The sequence below is a fragment of the Williamsia sp. Y712 genome, assembly GCF_059445525.1.
Genome location: NZ_JCAIUN010000003.1, coordinates 175,281 through 191,175, shown reverse-complemented (window position 1 = coordinate 191,175; position 15,895 = coordinate 175,281). Strand labels below are relative to the sequence as shown.

Genomic DNA, 15,895 nt, shown 5'->3' with positions numbered 1-15,895 from the left:
CCTCGATGGTCAGAAGAAGCCGCAGGTCGGTGCGGCGCCGGACGGCGCTGCGGCATGTTCACCCAGGCCGGAAGGGGTGTAAACCTCCAGTCGCGTCCCGTCAGGATCTTCGAAGAAGATGCCGCCGGACGGCGCTCCCTCGCCATGCAGCACGACGCCGTCGTAGTACAGCACGGTGCCCAGCTCGCGGATGCGCGTTTCGATCGCCCGAACCTGGTCGATATCCGACACCTGGAACGAGAGGTGGTGCAGACCGGGGGCGGCAGGGTTGAAACGTCCCGCGCTCTGCTGCCACAGCGTGACCAGCAACGCGTTGTCATCACCGAGGAACACCCAGCGCCGATCACCGTCGGTGCCCTCGCCCTTCACGTCCCATCCGAAGACCTGCTGATAAAAGCTGGTGGAACGGTCTGCATCGGTGACGTTCAGGCCGACATGTCCGGTCGACAAGCGTGGTGTCGTGGTCATTGCGTTCCTCCAGGTGATTCCTCAATGGCTATTCTGTCTTTATGAAGTTAGACGGTTACACAGAAGGCGTCAACAGCTACGACACCATTCGAGTTGGCGGATCTAATTACCCGAAGATGGTTACAGCTGGTGACGGATATACTTCCGACGTGGTGAATCGACCGCTCACGGGGGAGCCATTGCCGCTGGACCTGGCCAACACGTTCTGGGTGATTTCCGGCGAGTCGCATGACGCCCTGGAGGACCCCGACTTCGTAACCGAGTGGATGGCATCCCATGGTGGTCCAGCAGTTCCCGACCCTCGTCGTGCCACGCGAGCACTCGTTTCAGCTCGCTCCGCTATTCGGACGGCGCTGACGCGACCTTCCGAATCCGCCGACTACGACGCCCTCAATGCGTTGCTGGCTCGCGGACATCTCAGAGAGCGGGTCGATGCCGACGGCGTCCACAGCGTCGTCGAGGTGGACGACCCTCACCAGTGGCTGGCATGGAACGCCGCGCACACGTTGGTCGATCTGCTCAGAACCCAGCCACATCGCATCAAGCCGTGCAGCGGATGCGTGCTCTGGTTCTTGGACACCACGCGCAGCGGCACGCGGAGATGGTGTTCCATGGAAGCCTGCGGTAACCGCGCCAAGGTGCGACGTCACCGCGACGGCTCACTCTCTGAGTGATCCGGAACCGACCGGTACCCGAATCACGTTGAAGCACAGAACTCTTCACGTAGAGGTCGATCCGGGCACCGACTCCGCCAGGATTTCGAAGACCGAGAACGCGTCAGCCCCCGACGGCGGGACCGGGGTTACTCCGGTGCGCCGATATTGAGCTCGTCGGGATGGGCACCCACGCGGACGCCGTCGTCGAGGGTCGCGATGTCAGCGAGGTCGGCGTCACTGAGTTCGAAGTCGAAGACGTTGATGTTCTGGGCAATTCGGTCCGGATTGACCGACTTCGGGATGACGATGAGCCCGTTCTGCAGATGCCAGCGGATGAGAACCTGCGCGGGCGATTTGCCGTACTGCTCCCCCACCCGTGTGATGATCGGGTCGGTGAGCAATGTGTTCGGCTTGGAGTTCGGTCCCCAACCAGAATTGCTGGTTCCGCCGAGCGGACTCCACGATTCGACCGCGATCCCGTGCTTTGCAGCTGCCGCCCGGACCGCCTGCTGCGGTAGGTGCGGGTGGAGTTCGACCTGGTCAACGGCGGGTAGTCCGCCGCGGCTCACCAGCAATTCCAGGTGATGCGGTTCGAAGTTGCAGACCCCGATCGCCTTGGCACGACCCGATTCGGCGATGGTTTCCAGCGCATCCCAGGTCCGCAGCAGACGCGCGTCATCCTGCAGGGGCCAGTGGATGAGATACAGGTCGACGTAGTCCAGACCCAAGCGCGACAAGCTCTTGTCGAACGCGCTCAATGCGGGCTCATACCCTTGGTCCGCATTCCACAGCTTTGTCGTGACGAACAGTTCTTCGCGCGGGACACCAGCATTCGCGATGGCCCGGCCGACACCCTCTTCATTGCCGTAAGCCGCGGCGGTGTCAATGTGCCGGTAGCCGGCATCATCGATCGCCGACCGAACGGCCAGCTCGGTCTCGTCGTTGGTTGCCTGCCAAACACCCAGCCCCAGTTGGGGAATCGTGGTGCCCGAGTTCAATACGATGGTGGGTACTTGTGCGGCCATATGTCCACCTTACTGTCTTTCACCCACTGCGCGAGGCCAGAATGGTGCACTGGGGACGGGAGGGCTTGGCGTCCAACCTGATTGGGCGCCAAGATGAACCAACGTCGGCCAAAGGTTCGATGGGCCGAGCGGGCACCTAGTCGATGGTCAGCACGATCTTGCCTTGGATATGCCCGCGGGCGGCCCGTTCATGGGCCTGTTGCGCGTGCGCCAGCGGGAAGCTGCTGTCGATGGCGACTCGCAGAGTTCCGCTCGCCATCAAATCGGCGAGCTCGGCGAGCTGCGCACCGTTCGAGCGGACCTGGGTAGCCGTGACCGTAATACCCAATTCCGCATTCTCATCGTCGTCGAACTCACCGAAGTAGACCGGGTAGAGGGATCCACCACGTTTGAGGGTTCGCAGGAAACGTCGACTGTCCGGACCCCCGACGGCGTCCAGGACGAGGTCGACGCCCGCGGCGACTTCTTCGGGTCGGTCGGTGGTGTAGTCGATGAACTAGTCGGCACCGAGTTCGCGCAAAAAGCTCCGGTGGGCGCCGGAAGCCACGGCGATGACGCGGGCTCCCTTCCACTTGGCCAGTTGGACAGCAAGATGCCCAACGCCGCCGGCGGCGCCGTTGACGAGGACGGTGGTATCGCTGTCGAGTGCCACCGGTCGGTGCCGAGCCTCTTGGAACGGGGACGGGTGGTCGTGCCCGAGCGCGATCAGGAACTGCCACGCCGTCAAGCCCGACATGGCCAGACCGGCGGCGTGCATGTGGTCGACGGCGGCCGGTTTGTGAGCAAGGTCTGACGCCGGCGCGGTGACGTACTCGGCGTATGCGCTGCCCTGCAAGGAGGTTGGGAACCGGAGGAGACCGAACACGTCGTCTCCGACCGCGAAACCTTCGACATCGCTCGCGACGGCTTCTACGACGCCGGAGACATCGGTCCCGGGTATGAGCGGGAGTGTCATCGGGGGCTTGAGCTCGGGAGGCACGTTGGGCATCCCTTCACGCGCATACCAGTCGGGCGGGTTGATGCCGACCGCGTGGACTCGGATGAGCACCTCGCCGGACTTCGGCTCGGGAACGGGCACGTCGTCGTTGCGCAGTACCGTCGGGCCGCCGAACTCGTGTAGCCGGATCGCCTTCATCGTGCTCGTGCTTGTTGTCATCGTTCTCTCGTTTCTACCGATCGGGTGCCATGCGTGACGCAGAGCTTGTTAGTGGGACGAACCGTCAATATTGTTGTCGGACAGCGATACTGTCGCTTCTTGGATCTCACTGAAGCGACCGTCTGCGTCGTGTCGAGCGAATAGGTAGACCTCGGTGCGAACGAGCGTTTTGTCCAGCATGTGGATCTCGATTGTGTGGTGATCGGCGTAGAGCGAGCCATCGGTCAGCTCTTCGTGAACCTCGATGGTCCCGCTCGCCATCACTTTCCTGAGCTGGGTCATACGCTCGGCCAGCTCCGCCCTGCCGCCCCAGGCGCCGCCATCGATGCGCTGCCGGAATGCGGGGGTGAAGTGCCGTTCGATGGTGTTATCGAGGTCGATGGTCGGATTTAGCAGCGGCTCGATGGCAGCCGTGACGGTGGATCGCGTGTTCATGTCAGTCCTTGTTTCCGGCTTGGAGGGTAAGCTATCGGAGCACTGCTCCGAATATATGGAGCACTGCTCCGTTTGTCAAAGGGAGACCATGCGCGCCGACGCCAGAAAGAACTACGATCAGCTACTCGGGGTCGCCCGCACTGTCGTGACCGAGCAAGGGGCCGACGCGTCACTGCGCGACATCGCGCGCCGCGCCGAGGTTGGGCTCGGCACGCTCTATCGACACTTCCCGACGCGAGAGGCGCTGCTCGAAGCCTTGCTGCGCAAGAGCTTTCGCGAGCTGACGGAACTGGCCGACAAGCTCGAGGCGTCGAAATCGCCCGCGGACGCGCTCGTCGAGTGGTTTTGCGAGTGTGTCGCGGTCACGCACGAATATCGTGGCGCCATCACGCCGATGACGGCCGCCATCGAGGAACCCGGGTCTGCGCTCCATGCCTCGTGCGTGACGTTGCGCGCGGCGGGCGCGCGACTGCTCTCCCGGGCGCAGGACGCCGGCGTCGCGCGGACCGACCTCGATGGCATCGACCTCTTTGCGCTGATCGCAGCCCTCGCGTGGCTCAATGACCAGGCCGCGACGGCGCCACGCGTCGACCATCTCTTGGGCGTCATCACGGGAGCAATCCTCAAGGATCGCTCCCGTGATGACGACGCTCATGCACCGGTCACATAAACCGATTCCGGTTCAGCGGGCACGTACTCAGAGTCGACGGCAGGCCGAATTGACGTCACTCCGCGAATTCAGCCTCAGTGGTGCGTCGCGCCGCCGTTCGAAATACCCGGCGTAACCGACACCATCGCAAGCCGAATCAGCCTGCCAATTCGCCGACCGTCAGGCCACCCCAGATCCCGTACTTCTCGCCATATCGCTCGGCGTGCCTGCGGCATTCCCGCGCGACCGGGCAACTTCCGCAGATCCTCTTCGCGGCGGCTTCGCGACGTCGACGTTCCTTGGCGTATTCGCGTCCGGCCGGCGGGAAGAATATGTTCGCGTCGACGTCCTCGGTTCGGCAACTACCCTGCACCCGCCAATCCCAGCCGGTTTCTCCCCCGACGTAGACGTCGCCGAATCCGGTCATGCCGTGACGGCAAGCGGTGCGCGCACCGCCGCCAGATCTTTGGCCCACACGGCAGCGGCGACCTCGGTTCCGGGCAGTTCCGTGCCCGACGCCGGCTCGTACCCGGCCCGACGGAACAGTGCGTGCAACTCGGACTGATCCGAGCCGGTCTGCGCCAGCACGCGGCGATGCCCACGATCGGCGGCCTCTGCCTCGAGCCGGGCCAGGATCCGACTTCCGAGCCCACGGCGACGCTGCGCCGCGGCAGTCCAGATCCGGGTGATCTCGGCGGTGTGGCCGTCGGCGCGCCGATATTCTCCGCCGGCAACCGGGACGCCGTCGGCAACCGCGACCAGGAAGGCGTCGCCCGGCCGGACCCGTAACTGCGCAAACCACCCACACGACGTGCCGCCGTACCGTCGGCTGTTCTCGATCGCGACCTGTGACAACGCGGTGCGGGCCAACCGGTCTTCACGAGCCACGCGCACTATCTCGACCTTCGGCCGACATGCCTCGATCATCGGCAGTGCCTGCGGAGCCTCCGGATGGACTGCAGCCGCAGCCATCAGCATCTGGTCGACCGACAACAGCTTTCCGACAAACGACATGACTTTGCTCCCTCGACGGTGGTGCAACCATTCAGCCGCGAAATCGCGCGGCGGGCGATGGTTAGAACCACGCTGATCCGATGAGCGCAGATCGGGTATCACCTTCGGCACCCTTGTCGTTGGCGCAGGTGTACCAACTCTGACGGCCACCGATCACGATGAAGGAGTCTTCGATGTCGACAACTGCGAGCCTGCATCTTGCAGTCGCGCTGGAAGGGGCCGGTTGGCACCCGGCCGCCTGGCGCGAACCCGATGCCAGACCGGCCGACCTCCTGTCGGCCAAGTACTGGGCCGACCTGATCGCCGACGCCGAACGCGGCCTGATCGACTTCGTCACCATCGAGGATTCCTTCGGACTTCGGCCTGCCACACTCGGCGGGCTCGACGCCCGGACCGACCAGGTCAGTGGCCGCCTGGACTCGGTGTTGATCGCCGCGCGGACCGCGCCGTTGACGTCGAATATCGGCATCATCCCCACCGCCGTCGTGACGCACACCGAAACTTTCCATCTGGCCAAGGCGATCGCCACACTCGACTACGTGAGCACCGGCCGGGCCGGGGTCCGACTGCAGGTCTCTGTCCGGCAACACGAGGCAAAGCTGTTCGGCCGCCGCGTCTTTCCCGAGGTCTCGTACGCAGATCTGTCCGATCCGTCGACTCAGGCCCTGATCGCAGATCTCTTCGAAGAGGCCGGCGACTACGCCGAAGTGCTACGGCGACTGTGGGATTCATGGGAGGACGACGCCGAGATCCGAGATGCCGCAACCGGCCGTTTCGTCGACCGCGACAAGCTCCACTACATCGACTTCGAAGGCCGCTTCTTCAGTGTCCGTGGACCCGCGATCACCCCACGACCTCCTCAGGGCCAACCCGTGATCGCGGCGCTGGGTCATCAGCAGATCCCGTACGAGCTGATCGGCCAGTCGGCCGACGTCGGCTTCGTGACCCCGCACACCGGGGCACAGGCCACCGAGACGATCGCCGCGATCAGATCAGCTCAGGAAGCCGCCGGACGCGCGACGGACACCGTTCACGTCTTCGCCGATCTGATTGTCTTCCTTGATGATTCCGCGCAGGAGGCGGCCGATCGCCGCGCCCGTCTCGATGAGCTCGCCGGTGCGGAGTATCAGAGCGATGCACTGATCTTCGCCGGTACCGCGTCCGGTTTGGCAGATCTGATCGAGGAACTGGCGACGGCCGGGATCACCGGATTCCGGCTGCGTCCCGGCGCGATCCCCCACGATCTGCAGGCGATCAGCGACGCCGTGGTTCCGGAACTGCAACGCCGCGGCCGGTTCCGCGAGAGCTACACGTCGTCCACACTGCGCGGGAACCTGGGCCTGGATCTGCCGGCAAACCGTTACGCAACAGCCAACCATCACGTCTCAGGGGATCTGATCAACCGATGACCAAGCAGGTACACCTCGCGGCGCACTTCCCCGGGGTCAACAACACCACCGTATGGAGCGATCCGGCTGCAGGCAGCCACATCGAGTTCAGCTCGTTCACCCACTTCGCGCAGACCGCGGAGCGCGCCAAGTTCGACTTCCTCTTCCTCGCCGAGGGCCTTCGTCTGCGTGAGCAGAACGGGCTGATCTACGACCTCGACGTCGTCGGGCGACCGGACACGTTCACGGTGCTCGCAGCGCTGGCTGCGGTGACCGACAAACTCGGGCTCACCGGGACCATCAATTCCACGTTCAACGAGCCCTATGAGGTCGCCCGGCAGTTCGCGAGTCTCGATCACCTCACTGCCGGACGCGCGGCGTGGAATGTGGTGACCTCCTGGGACGAGTTCACCGGACAGAACTTCCGTCGCGGCGGCTACCTGCCACAGGAGCAGAGATACCAACGCGCACAACAGTTCCTGGAGGTTGCCACCGAGCTGTGGGACTCCTGGAACGACGATGATGTGGTTGCCGATCGCGAGTCGGGTACGTTCCTGCGACGTCCCGACGCCGGCACTTTCCATCACACCGATGACCAGTTCGACATCTCGGGCCAGTTCAACGTGCCACGCGGCCCACAGGGACGTCCGGTCATCTTCCAGGCAGGCGACTCCGAGGACGGTCGTGAGTTCGCCGCCGCGAAGGCCGACGCGATCTTCTCGCGCCATTCGACCCTCGACGACGGACAGTTGTTCTACAAGGACGTCAAGGCGCGTCTGGCCACGTACGGCCGCCTGCCAGAGGAGCTACTGATCCTGCCTGCCGCGACCTTTGTGCTCGGTGACACCGACACCGAGGCCGCCGAGCGGGCTCATGAGATCCGCCTTCAGCAGGTCAGCGGGCAGACCGCGATCAAGTTCCTCGAACAGCTGTGGAACCGCGACCTGTCCGACCACGATCCCGATGGCCCACTACCTGCCGTTGATCCGGCACCAGGGGAGAACACGGTCGCGAAAGGCCGCGCCAGTGTGCGCATGCATCGGGACCCGCTGGCTGTCGCCGCCGAGTGGCGTGCCAGGGCCGAGGCCGAGAACCTGACCACCCGTGAACTGATCATCGAGGTCACCGGGCGCCAGGCCTTCATCGGTTCACCGGCAACAGTCGCCGCCGAGATCAACAACTTCGTGCAGTCCGATGCCAGCGATGGATTCATCCTGGTCCCGCACATCACCCCGGGTGGTCTCGACGAGTTTGCCGACACCGTGGTTCCACTGCTGCAGGAGCGTGGGGTCTACCGGACCGAATACGACGGCGACACGCTGCGCGATCACCTCGGCCTACCGACACCCGCCAAACCCCGATGATGTGGCCTTTTGGCGGTGTCGACCTGGGCTTCTACTCGCTATAAGGGCACATCATCGGGTCAGCTCTCCCGCTCGATGAGGCGGTGCGGCCAGGCCTCGTCCGGGATGTCCCGCAATCGGCACGGGACATCGTGGGCGGTGAACCAGCCGCGATAGTGGATCAGCTCACCGATCACCGGATTGCGCACGGTCGCGTCGACCCGGAAGCGGTTGTGTCGGTCGTCCCAGCCCTCGGCGTATTGCATCCGGGCTGCCATGAACCCACGCATACCGACTTTGGGACCGGAGGTGAGCAGCCGCATGGGTCCGCTCTCGAACACCAGCGAGCCCTCCCTGTCGACCCTGGCATCCAGCGGCCAGAGCAGTTCCGGCCCATCGCCGAAGTAGTCGACCAGACCCTCGCGACCGTCCACCAGGAGCGAGTTCAGCCCCTGGGCACCACTGGTGTAGTTCAGGGATCGCATCACCGCCAGCGACTCCCGGCCGAGTTCGTCTTCATAACAATAATTTTCCATCGTGAAGGGAACCAGGCGGCTGGATTTTGTCGGCATGGCATTGCGTTTGCCGAAGTGCCGCAGCGCGGTTGACACAAGAGGCGAACTGTAAATCGACTCCATAATTCCGGTTGCCGACTGCGCCAAAAGGGATTTCGAATCAATCCCGTAGCGCCACTGTAAGTTTGGATGCAGACTTTCGAACTCTTGACCCAAAACATTCTGGATGACCGAGCTCACTGCAACCCCCCGTTCCGACAATGCGGCATGAGGACTGAATGTACTACGAACGGCCTGCCTAAAATGTTGGGTCGGAGCACGTATTACTGCACAACACAGAGGAGCATCACGTGAGCACTCAGGTCGAAGAGATGGAGTTCGCCGCCGAGACGCGGCAGCTGCTGGATCTGATGATCCACTCGATCTACTCGAACAAGGATTCTTTCCTTCGAGAGTTGGTGTCCAACGCATCGGACGCCCTCGACAAACTGCGGATGGAGTCGTACCAGGACAAGGATCTCGACGCCGACACCTCCGATCTGCACATCCAGATCTCCGTCGATCCCGAGGCCCGCACCTTCACGATCGCCGACAACGGCATCGGCATGACGCGCGATGAGGTCGTCGACCTGATCGGCACGCTGGCGAAGTCGGGTACCGCCGAGGTCCGCAAGAAGCTGAAAGAGGCCAAGGACTCGGCCGCGTCGGAAGAGTTGATCGGCCAGTTCGGCATCGGCTTCTACTCGACCTTCATGGTGGCCGACAAGGTCACCCTGCTCACCCGCAAGGCAGGCCAGTCCCAGGCCACCCGCTGGGAGTCCGCAGGCGCGGGTAAGTACACGATCGAAGAGGTCACCGACGCCCCGCAGGGCACCTCGGTGACGTTGCACCTCAAGCCCGTCGACGCCGAAGACGATCTGCACGATTACACGTCTGTGCCGAAGATCCGGGAACTGGTGAAGAAGTACTCCGACTTCATCTCGTGGCCCATCCGGATGGACGTCACCACCCCGGTACCGCCGAAGGCTGCCGACGCCGAGTCCGACGAGGGCGAAGCCGAGGACGACGCCCCCACCGAGACGACGGTGACCGAGACCCTGAACTCCCAGAAGGCACTCTGGACGCGTCCGCGCTCGGAGGTCACCGACGAGGAGTACGCCGAGTTCTACCGGCACGTCAGCCACTCCTGGGACGATCCGCTCGAAACCATCCAGATGAAGGCCGAGGGCACCTTCGAGTACCAGGCCCTGCTGTTCATCCCGTCGACGGCACCATTCGATCTGTTCATGCGGGAACACAAAGCCGGCGTGCAGCTGTACGTCAAGCGGGTGTTCATCATGGACGACTGCGAAGAACTCATGCCCGAGTACCTTCGCTTCGTCAAGGGTCTCGTCGACGCCGCCGACCTCTCGCTCAACGTTTCGCGGGAGATCCTGCAGCAGGACCGCCAGATCAAGGCCATCCGTCGACGGCTCACCAAGAAGGTCCTGAGCACCATCAAGGACATGCGGACCAACGACCGCGAGAAGTACGACACCCTGTGGTCGCAGTACGGCCGGGTCCTCAAGGAAGGTCTGCTCTCCGACATCGACAACCAGGCCGCCCTACTGTCGATCATCTCGCTCAGCTCGACGCACTCCACCGACACGGCAACAACGCTGGCCGAATACGTCGAGCGGATGAAAGACACGCAGAGCCAGATCTTCTACGCCACCGGCGAGTCGCGCGAACAGCTCGAACGCTCCCCCCACCTCGAGGCGTTCAAGGCCAAGGGCATCGAGGTGCTGCTGCTCACCGATCCGATCGACGAGATGTGGATCGGATCGATCACCGATTTCGAGGGCAAGCCGCTGCAGTCGGTGGCCAAGGGCGAGGTCGACCTGAGCGGCGAGGCCGACAAAGAAGAGGACAGCAAGAAGGACGAGGAGTTCGGCGAACTCCTCACCTGGATGACCGGTGTGCTCGTCGACGATGTCAGCGCGGTGCGGTTGTCGAGTCGCCTGACCGATTCGGCCGCCTGCATTGTCGGTGAGGCACAGAGCCTTTCACCGGCCCTGGAACGGATGTACCGGGACTCGGGGATCCCGATGCCCGACAGCAAGCGGATCCTGGAACTCAACCCGGACCATCCGCTGACGGTCGGTCTGCAGAAGGCGTTCGCCGAGCGCGGCGACGACGACGCACTTCGCCAGTCGGCCGAATTGCTGTACGGCGCCGCACTGTTGGCCGAAGGTGGCACCCCCAAGCAGCCCGCCGCCTTCAGCAAGACACTGGCTGATCTGTTGACCCGGACGGTCTCCGCCAGCTGACCAACCCCCGATGATGTGGCCTTCTGGCGAACAAAGCCCAGGTGGGCACCGCCACAAGGGCACATCATCGGGGTCGGGGAGCCCGTTCAGTGGATCCCGAACTCCTTGATCTTCCGATAGATGGTGGCGCGGGAAAGACCAAGTGCGGCTGCGGCTTCGGCCTTGTTACCGTTGTTGTCCAGCAGACTTCGCACGATCGCGTCACGTTCCAGCGATTCGATCTGGGACAGTGTTCGCCGGATCGTGGTGCGACATTCCGCCGGGAGATGTTCGACGTCGATGACCCCACCCCGTCGCACGGCCAGTGTTTCGGTGAGGATGCGGCGTAGTTGGGCAACATTTCCGGGCCACGGATGCTTGCTCAGCGCGCGGACCGCAGCCGGCGTGAGCCGGGCGGTCGACCCGGGATGGATCTGCTCGATCAGATAAGGCACCAGGGCATGAAGATCTTCGCTGCGATGCCGCAGCGCCTGCAAGGTCACCGTGTGTGAGAAGAACGGCAGCAACGTTGCCTCGACTTCGCTGCGTTCGGTGTTTCCGCTGGTGGTCGCCGCAACCCACCCCGTCCCCTCCACCGACTGCAGCAAAAGTGCCACCGGATCCACCAACAACGTTGGTAGCCGGTCGATGTCGGCAAGCAGAACGTTGAAGGCATCACTCGATTCGAGCTCCGCGGACAGCAGGTCCAGGTACCTCTCGTGATCGGCGGCATCACGGATCCCGAGCGTGAGCAGATGGGTGGCCGGGGCCAGTTTGTGCGCGGCCGCGGTCACCAGGGTGGCCCGCCCGGTACCGGGTTCGCCCTCGACGAGCACCCAGTGCCGGTCGGCGTAACAGCGTCGCACCTGGTTGTAGCTGCGCCGCAGTGAAGCGCTGTTCCCGACGAGTCCGGCGGGCAGGGGTTCTCCCTCGATCCAGGTCGGCGACGGGGACGGGGCAACCCAGGCGTCGGGGAAGTCGTCCACCGTCACGTGGAACACGATATTCACTGCACCGGAACGTATTTCGTCGCGATCGGCCACCGAGACCCGCGCGTTCCGTCCACTCGGCAGCTGCGCCACCAGGGTTCGCGTCGCGGCGACGGCCTGCACGTCGAGCGCGTGTTCGAGCAAAGCCGTCTGGTCGCGTGCGTCCAGGGTCCGCCGCAGATAGGCATTCATCAGGACCATCTCACCGGCGACGGCGAGGACTCCGCGGCTGTAGCGGCGGGCAGTCGTGAGGTAGGTGGTCAGCAGCGCGGTCTCGCGTTCGTTGGCCTGGCTCAGCAACTGATTCTCGATCTGCCTGCTCGCCGACTTCGCGAGCGACAACAGCAACGGATTGGCGTGCTCGGCGCGACAGGTCATGTCGAGCACTCCGAGGAGCGCACCGGAATTCGGATGCCGGATCGGCACGCCCGCACACGCCAATGTCCCGAGCTCTCCGACGTAATGTTCGCTGCCGAGGATGTACGTCGGCTGCCGGGTCTCGATGGTGGTCCCGATGCCGTTGGTCCCGACGAACTGCTCGGCGTAGCTGTACCCGCGCGCCAGCTTCACCTCGTCGAGGGTGCGGTTGATGCCCGCATCCGACGAGAACCGCTCCAGGATGAGCCCCTCCGCCGACGTCAGGATCACGCTGACCGGCTGGCTCGCCATGTCATCGGTGATCGACTTCAACACTGGGCCCGCGGCGTTCATCAGCGGGGTGTCGAGGTCGGGTTCTCGAACGAACGGCAACTCCACCCGGTCGACGTGGATGTGGAGCGCTTGCGACCGTCGCCACGAATCCAACACCGCAGGACGGACGGGATGAGCGGCCCGTCCATCTGTGGTCAGAAATTCCTCGCGGGCCAGCTGCCGTTCCCCTGCTGACCAGCCACGATCGGCGAAACTCGACATCCGCGCAGGTCACCTCCATGACCGGCTGTCAGATTCCGGTCTGGCGCCATCGTAAGAGCGTCTCGGAATGAGACGCGTCTCACATTGAGACGTCCTACCCATCGTAACGAGTGTGTCATCGGTCACAGGGAGCTTTGCGGCTCTCGCCATCGACCGCCCGCGTGCTTGAACGAGGAGGACTGCGTTGAGCAGACAGAGTCTGAGCAAGGCACACAAGAAGATCACAGAACTGTCCTGGGAGCCGACCTTTGCCACGCCGGCCACCAGATTCGGCACCGACTACACCTTCGACAAGGCACCCAAGAAGGATCCGCTCAAGCAGATCCTCCGTTCGTACTTCCCGATGGAAGAGGAGAAAGACAATCGCGTCTTCGGCGCGATGGATGGCGCCATTCGCGGCAACATGTTCCGGCAGGTCGAGCAGCGGTGGATGGAATGGCAGAAGCTGTTCCTCTCGATCATCCCGTTCCCGGAGATCTCCGCCGCCCGGGCCATGCCGATGGCCATCGACGCGGTCCCCAACCCGGAAATCCACAACGGGCTGGCCGTACAGATGATCGACGAGGTCCGGCACTCGACGATCCAGATGAACCTCAAGCGCCTCTACATGAACCATTACATCGATCCCGCCGGCTTCGACATGAGCGAAAAGGCGTTCGCCAACAACTACGCAGGCACCATCGGCAGGCAGTTCGGCGAGGGCTTCATCACCGGTGACGCGATCACCGCGGCCAACATCTATCTGACAGTGGTCGCCGAGACCGCATTCACCAACACCCTGTTCGTCGCGATGCCGTCGGAAGCGGCCGCCAACGGTGACTATCTGTTGCCCACGGTGTTCCACTCCGTCCAGTCCGACGAGTCACGGCACATCTCCAACGGCTACTCCATCCTGTTGATGGCCCTGGCCGACGAGGACAACCGCCAGCTCCTCGAACGCGATCTCCGCTACGCCTGGTGGAACAACCACTGTGTGGTGGACGCGGCGATCGGCACGTTCATCGAGTACGGCACCAAAGACCGTCGTAAGGACCGCGACTCCTACGCCGAGATGTGGCGGCGGTGGATCTACGACGACTACTACCGCTCCTACCTCATCCCGTTGGAGAAGTACGGGCTGAAGATCCCGCACGATCTGGTCGAGGAGTCCTGGAACCGCATCGTCAACAAGGGTTACGTCCATGAGGTCGCCCAGTTCTTCGCCACCGGCTGGCCGGTGAACTACTGGCGCATCGACGCGATGACCGACGAGGACTTCGAGTGGTTCGAATACAAGTACCCGGGTTGGTACGACAAGTACGGAAAGTGGTGGGAGGCCTACAACCGGATGGCGTATCCGGGAAAGAACAAGCCCATCGCCTTCGAGTCCGATGCCAACTACCAATATCCGCATCGCTGCTGGACCTGCATGGTGCCCGCCCTCATCCGTGAGGACATGGTCACCGAGAAGGTCGACGGTCAATGGCGGACCTACTGTTCGGAAACGTGCGCCTGGACCGACATCAAGGCGTTCCGTCCCGAATACGAGGGCAGGCCGACGCCGAACATGGGCCGCCTCACCGGTGACCGTGAGTGGGAGACCCTGCATCACGGCCGCGATCTCGCCGACATCGTCAAGGACCTCGGATACGTCCGCGATGATGGCAAAACCCTTATCCCGCAGCCACATCTGCACCTCGATGATCCGAAGAAGCTGTGGACCCTCGACGACATCCGGGGCATCGAGTTCGGCAGCCCGAATGTCGCGCTGAACGAGATGTCCGATGCGGAACGGGAGGCACACATCGCCGAATACAAGGCCGGTGGCCCCGCCGGTCGGCCGGCGAAACAAGCGGCAGGCGTCTGACCCCTCGCCGGGCCCCACCACCCGGCCAGGCGTCTGCTCAGAACTCGGGGGCAGTGTGGTTGCACGCGCCACGCTGCCCCTGGGCTCAATCCATTCACTGCCTCCATCCATCTCAGTGCAAGGACCTCGACCCATGGGTGACACCCACAATGTTCGGTTCGAACCCGTCGACCTCGACATCGAAGTCGACGAGGACGAAACGATCCTCGATGCCGCTTTCCGCCAGGGTGTTTCGCTGATGCACGGCTGTCGCGAAGGGCAATGCTCGGCCTGCAAGTCCTTTCTCCTCGACGGCGACATCCAGATGGACCGGTACTCGACGTTCGCGCTGGCAGACTACGAGAGCGAGGAAGGCTACGTACTGCTCTGCAAGACACACGCGTATTCGGACTGCGAGATCGAACTCATCAACTTCGACGAGGACGAACTGCGCAATGCCGTACCCCTGCAACACCTCAGGACCAGGATCGTCGGTCTCGACGACCTGACCCACGACATCGTGTCGGTCAAGCTGGAACTGCTCGAACCCGAGACGTTTGTGTTCAAGCCGGGGCAGTACGCCGATCTGATGATTCCCGGTGCCGACGAGCACCGCTCGTTCTCCATGGCCACCACCCCCACCATGGCGGGGCGACTGGAGTTCATCATCAAAAAGTATCCCGGTGGCCGATTCTCCGGCCTGCTCGAGACGTCGCTGGCCGTCGGCGACGAACTCGAACTCAACGGCCCGTACGGGTCTTTCACCATCAAGGAGTCCTCTGTACGGCCCATCATCTGCATCGCAGGCGGTGCAGGCATGTCCCCCATCCTGTCCCTGCTCCGCCATCTCTCCGAGCTGGAGAGCGCCGGCGGTGCGCCGGTCCGGCCGGTGCACTTCTACTACGGGGCCAGGACCGCCAAGGATCTGTTCTATCTGCACGAGATCAAGGAGATCGGCAACCAGTTGCCCGACTTCACCTTTGTTCCATGTCTGTCCGAGGAGACCACGGCAGATTGGGAAAGCATGGGCGTGGCAGGCGATTTCGGTTTCGTCACCGAGGTGGTCGAGCGACGCGAGTCCGGAATGGAATCCGCGGACTTCTATCTCTGCGGTCCACCACCGATGGTCGACGCCGCGATGGCATTGCTCGACGGTGCCGGAGTGCGGATCGACCAGGTCCATTTCGACAAGTTCACCACCACCATTCCGCAAGACAGTTGACTCTTCGTCC

The 15,895-nt window shown here is 63.4% G+C and carries 16 protein-coding genes; 7 read left to right on the top strand and 9 right to left on the bottom strand.

Going from position 1 to position 15,895, the window contains the following annotated elements; genetic code table 11:
- Positions 1–9 precede the first annotated feature (9 nt).
- Entirely contained in the window at positions 10–468 is a 459-nt protein-coding gene (locus AC1D75_RS20155; protein WP_495517107.1) for a VOC family protein, read from the bottom strand.
- A 149-nt stretch (positions 469–617) separates the two neighbouring features.
- On the opposite strand from AC1D75_RS20155, the gene AC1D75_RS20150 reads away from it, so the two are divergent.
- Positions 618–1,142 (top strand): CGNR zinc finger domain-containing protein, encoded by a 525-nt coding sequence (locus AC1D75_RS20150; RefSeq protein ID WP_495517106.1) that lies wholly within the window; start codon positions 618–620, stop codon positions 1,140–1,142.
- A gap of 128 nt (positions 1,143–1,270) precedes the next feature.
- Here AC1D75_RS20150 and AC1D75_RS20145 read toward each other — a convergent pair whose 3' ends face one another.
- The 4 genes from AC1D75_RS20145 to AC1D75_RS20130 form a co-directional block, all read right to left on the bottom strand.
- Entirely contained in the window at positions 1,271–2,149 is an 879-nt protein-coding gene (locus tag AC1D75_RS20145) for an aldo/keto reductase (RefSeq protein ID WP_495517105.1), read from the bottom strand.
- Between the two features lie 136 nt (positions 2,150–2,285).
- Positions 2,286–2,642 carry a zinc-binding dehydrogenase gene (locus AC1D75_RS20140; protein ID WP_495517659.1) on the bottom strand — a complete coding sequence of 119 codons (357 nt, stop codon included), beginning with the start codon at positions 2,640–2,642 and terminating at the stop codon, positions 2,286–2,288.
- 3 nt (positions 2,643–2,645) lie between these two features.
- A complete protein-coding gene (locus tag AC1D75_RS20135) occupies positions 2,646–3,305 on the bottom strand; it encodes an NADP-dependent oxidoreductase (protein WP_495517104.1) in 660 nt (219 codons plus the stop codon).
- A 48-nt stretch (positions 3,306–3,353) separates the two neighbouring features.
- Entirely contained in the window at positions 3,354–3,740 is a 387-nt protein-coding gene (locus AC1D75_RS20130; protein WP_495517103.1) for a nuclear transport factor 2 family protein, read from the bottom strand.
- A gap of 88 nt (positions 3,741–3,828) precedes the next feature.
- Between AC1D75_RS20130 and AC1D75_RS20125 the strand changes: the two genes are divergently transcribed.
- Complete coding sequence (locus AC1D75_RS20125; RefSeq protein WP_495517102.1) at positions 3,829–4,410, top strand: TetR/AcrR family transcriptional regulator; 582 nt, start codon at positions 3,829–3,831, stop codon at positions 4,408–4,410.
- A gap of 136 nt (positions 4,411–4,546) precedes the next feature.
- On the opposite strand, the gene AC1D75_RS20120 is transcribed toward AC1D75_RS20125, so the two are convergent.
- On the bottom strand, positions 4,547–4,816 hold the full coding sequence (locus AC1D75_RS20120) for a WhiB family transcriptional regulator (RefSeq protein WP_495517101.1): 270 nt from the start codon (positions 4,814–4,816) through the stop codon (positions 4,547–4,549).
- A complete protein-coding gene (locus AC1D75_RS20115; protein ID WP_495517100.1) occupies positions 4,813–5,403 on the bottom strand; it encodes a GNAT family N-acetyltransferase in 591 nt (196 codons plus the stop codon). Before AC1D75_RS20115 ends, AC1D75_RS20120 begins: the two co-directional genes overlap by 4 nt.
- 173 nt (positions 5,404–5,576) lie before the next feature.
- Here AC1D75_RS20115 and AC1D75_RS20110 point away from each other — a divergent pair, with 173 nt between their 5' ends.
- Together AC1D75_RS20110 and AC1D75_RS20105 are read left to right on the top strand one after the other, a co-directional pair.
- Positions 5,577–6,812 (top strand): LLM class flavin-dependent oxidoreductase, encoded by a 1,236-nt coding sequence (locus AC1D75_RS20110; protein ID WP_495517099.1) that lies wholly within the window; start codon positions 5,577–5,579, stop codon positions 6,810–6,812.
- On the top strand, positions 6,809–8,155 hold the full coding sequence (locus AC1D75_RS20105; protein ID WP_495517098.1) for an NtaA/DmoA family FMN-dependent monooxygenase: 1,347 nt from the start codon (positions 6,809–6,811) through the stop codon (positions 8,153–8,155). Before AC1D75_RS20110 ends, AC1D75_RS20105 begins: the two co-directional genes overlap by 4 nt.
- A 59-nt stretch (positions 8,156–8,214) precedes the next feature.
- Here AC1D75_RS20105 and AC1D75_RS20100 read toward each other — a convergent pair whose 3' ends face one another.
- Positions 8,215–8,889, bottom strand: coding sequence for a DUF4166 domain-containing protein (locus tag AC1D75_RS20100; RefSeq protein ID WP_495517097.1), 675 nt, complete (start codon positions 8,887–8,889; stop codon positions 8,215–8,217).
- A gap of 110 nt (positions 8,890–8,999) precedes the next feature.
- On the opposite strand from AC1D75_RS20100, the gene htpG reads away from it, so the two are divergent.
- Complete coding sequence (gene htpG, locus AC1D75_RS20095) at positions 9,000–10,958, top strand: molecular chaperone HtpG (protein WP_495517096.1); 1,959 nt, start codon at positions 9,000–9,002, stop codon at positions 10,956–10,958.
- 86 nt (positions 10,959–11,044) lie between these two features.
- Here the strand turns inward: htpG and AC1D75_RS20090 are convergent, their stop codons facing one another.
- Positions 11,045–12,838: a sigma-54-dependent Fis family transcriptional regulator gene (locus tag AC1D75_RS20090; protein ID WP_495517095.1), complete on the bottom strand. Its 1,794-nt coding sequence runs from the start codon at positions 12,836–12,838 to the stop codon at positions 11,045–11,047.
- Between the two features lie 184 nt (positions 12,839–13,022).
- Between AC1D75_RS20090 and AC1D75_RS20085 the strand changes: the two genes are divergently transcribed.
- Positions 13,023–14,684 (top strand): ferritin family protein, encoded by a 1,662-nt coding sequence (locus AC1D75_RS20085; protein WP_495517094.1) that lies wholly within the window; start codon positions 13,023–13,025, stop codon positions 14,682–14,684.
- 133 nt (positions 14,685–14,817) lie between these two features.
- A complete protein-coding gene (locus AC1D75_RS20080; RefSeq protein WP_495517093.1) occupies positions 14,818–15,885 on the top strand; it encodes a 2Fe-2S iron-sulfur cluster-binding protein in 1,068 nt (355 codons plus the stop codon).
- Positions 15,886–15,895: the final 10 nt, after the last annotated feature.

Excerpts from the sequence above, each read along its gene's own strand:
- AC1D75_RS20155 (WP_495517107.1), bottom strand. The coding sequence starts at position 468 with ATGACCACGACACCACGCTTGTCGACCGGACATGTCGGCCTGAACGTC.
- AC1D75_RS20145 (WP_495517105.1), bottom strand. The coding sequence starts at position 2,149 with ATGGCCGCACAAGTACCCACCATCGTATTGAACTCGGGCACCACGATT.
- AC1D75_RS20135 (WP_495517104.1), bottom strand. The coding sequence starts at position 3,305 with ATGACAACAAGCACGAGCACGATGAAGGCGATCCGGCTACACGAGTTC.
- AC1D75_RS20130 (WP_495517103.1), bottom strand. The coding sequence starts at position 3,740 with ATGAACACGCGATCCACCGTCACGGCTGCCATCGAGCCGCTGCTAAAT.
- AC1D75_RS20125 (WP_495517102.1), top strand. The coding sequence starts at position 3,829 with ATGCGCGCCGACGCCAGAAAGAACTACGATCAGCTACTCGGGGTCGCC.
- AC1D75_RS20120 (WP_495517101.1), bottom strand. The coding sequence starts at position 4,816 with ATGACCGGATTCGGCGACGTCTACGTCGGGGGAGAAACCGGCTGGGAT.
- AC1D75_RS20115 (WP_495517100.1), bottom strand. The coding sequence starts at position 5,403 with ATGTCGTTTGTCGGAAAGCTGTTGTCGGTCGACCAGATGCTGATGGCT.
- AC1D75_RS20110 (WP_495517099.1), top strand. The coding sequence starts at position 5,577 with ATGTCGACAACTGCGAGCCTGCATCTTGCAGTCGCGCTGGAAGGGGCC.
- AC1D75_RS20105 (WP_495517098.1), top strand. The coding sequence starts at position 6,809 with ATGACCAAGCAGGTACACCTCGCGGCGCACTTCCCCGGGGTCAACAAC.
- AC1D75_RS20090 (WP_495517095.1), bottom strand. The coding sequence starts at position 12,838 with ATGTCGAGTTTCGCCGATCGTGGCTGGTCAGCAGGGGAACGGCAGCTG.
- AC1D75_RS20080 (WP_495517093.1), top strand. The coding sequence starts at position 14,818 with ATGGGTGACACCCACAATGTTCGGTTCGAACCCGTCGACCTCGACATC.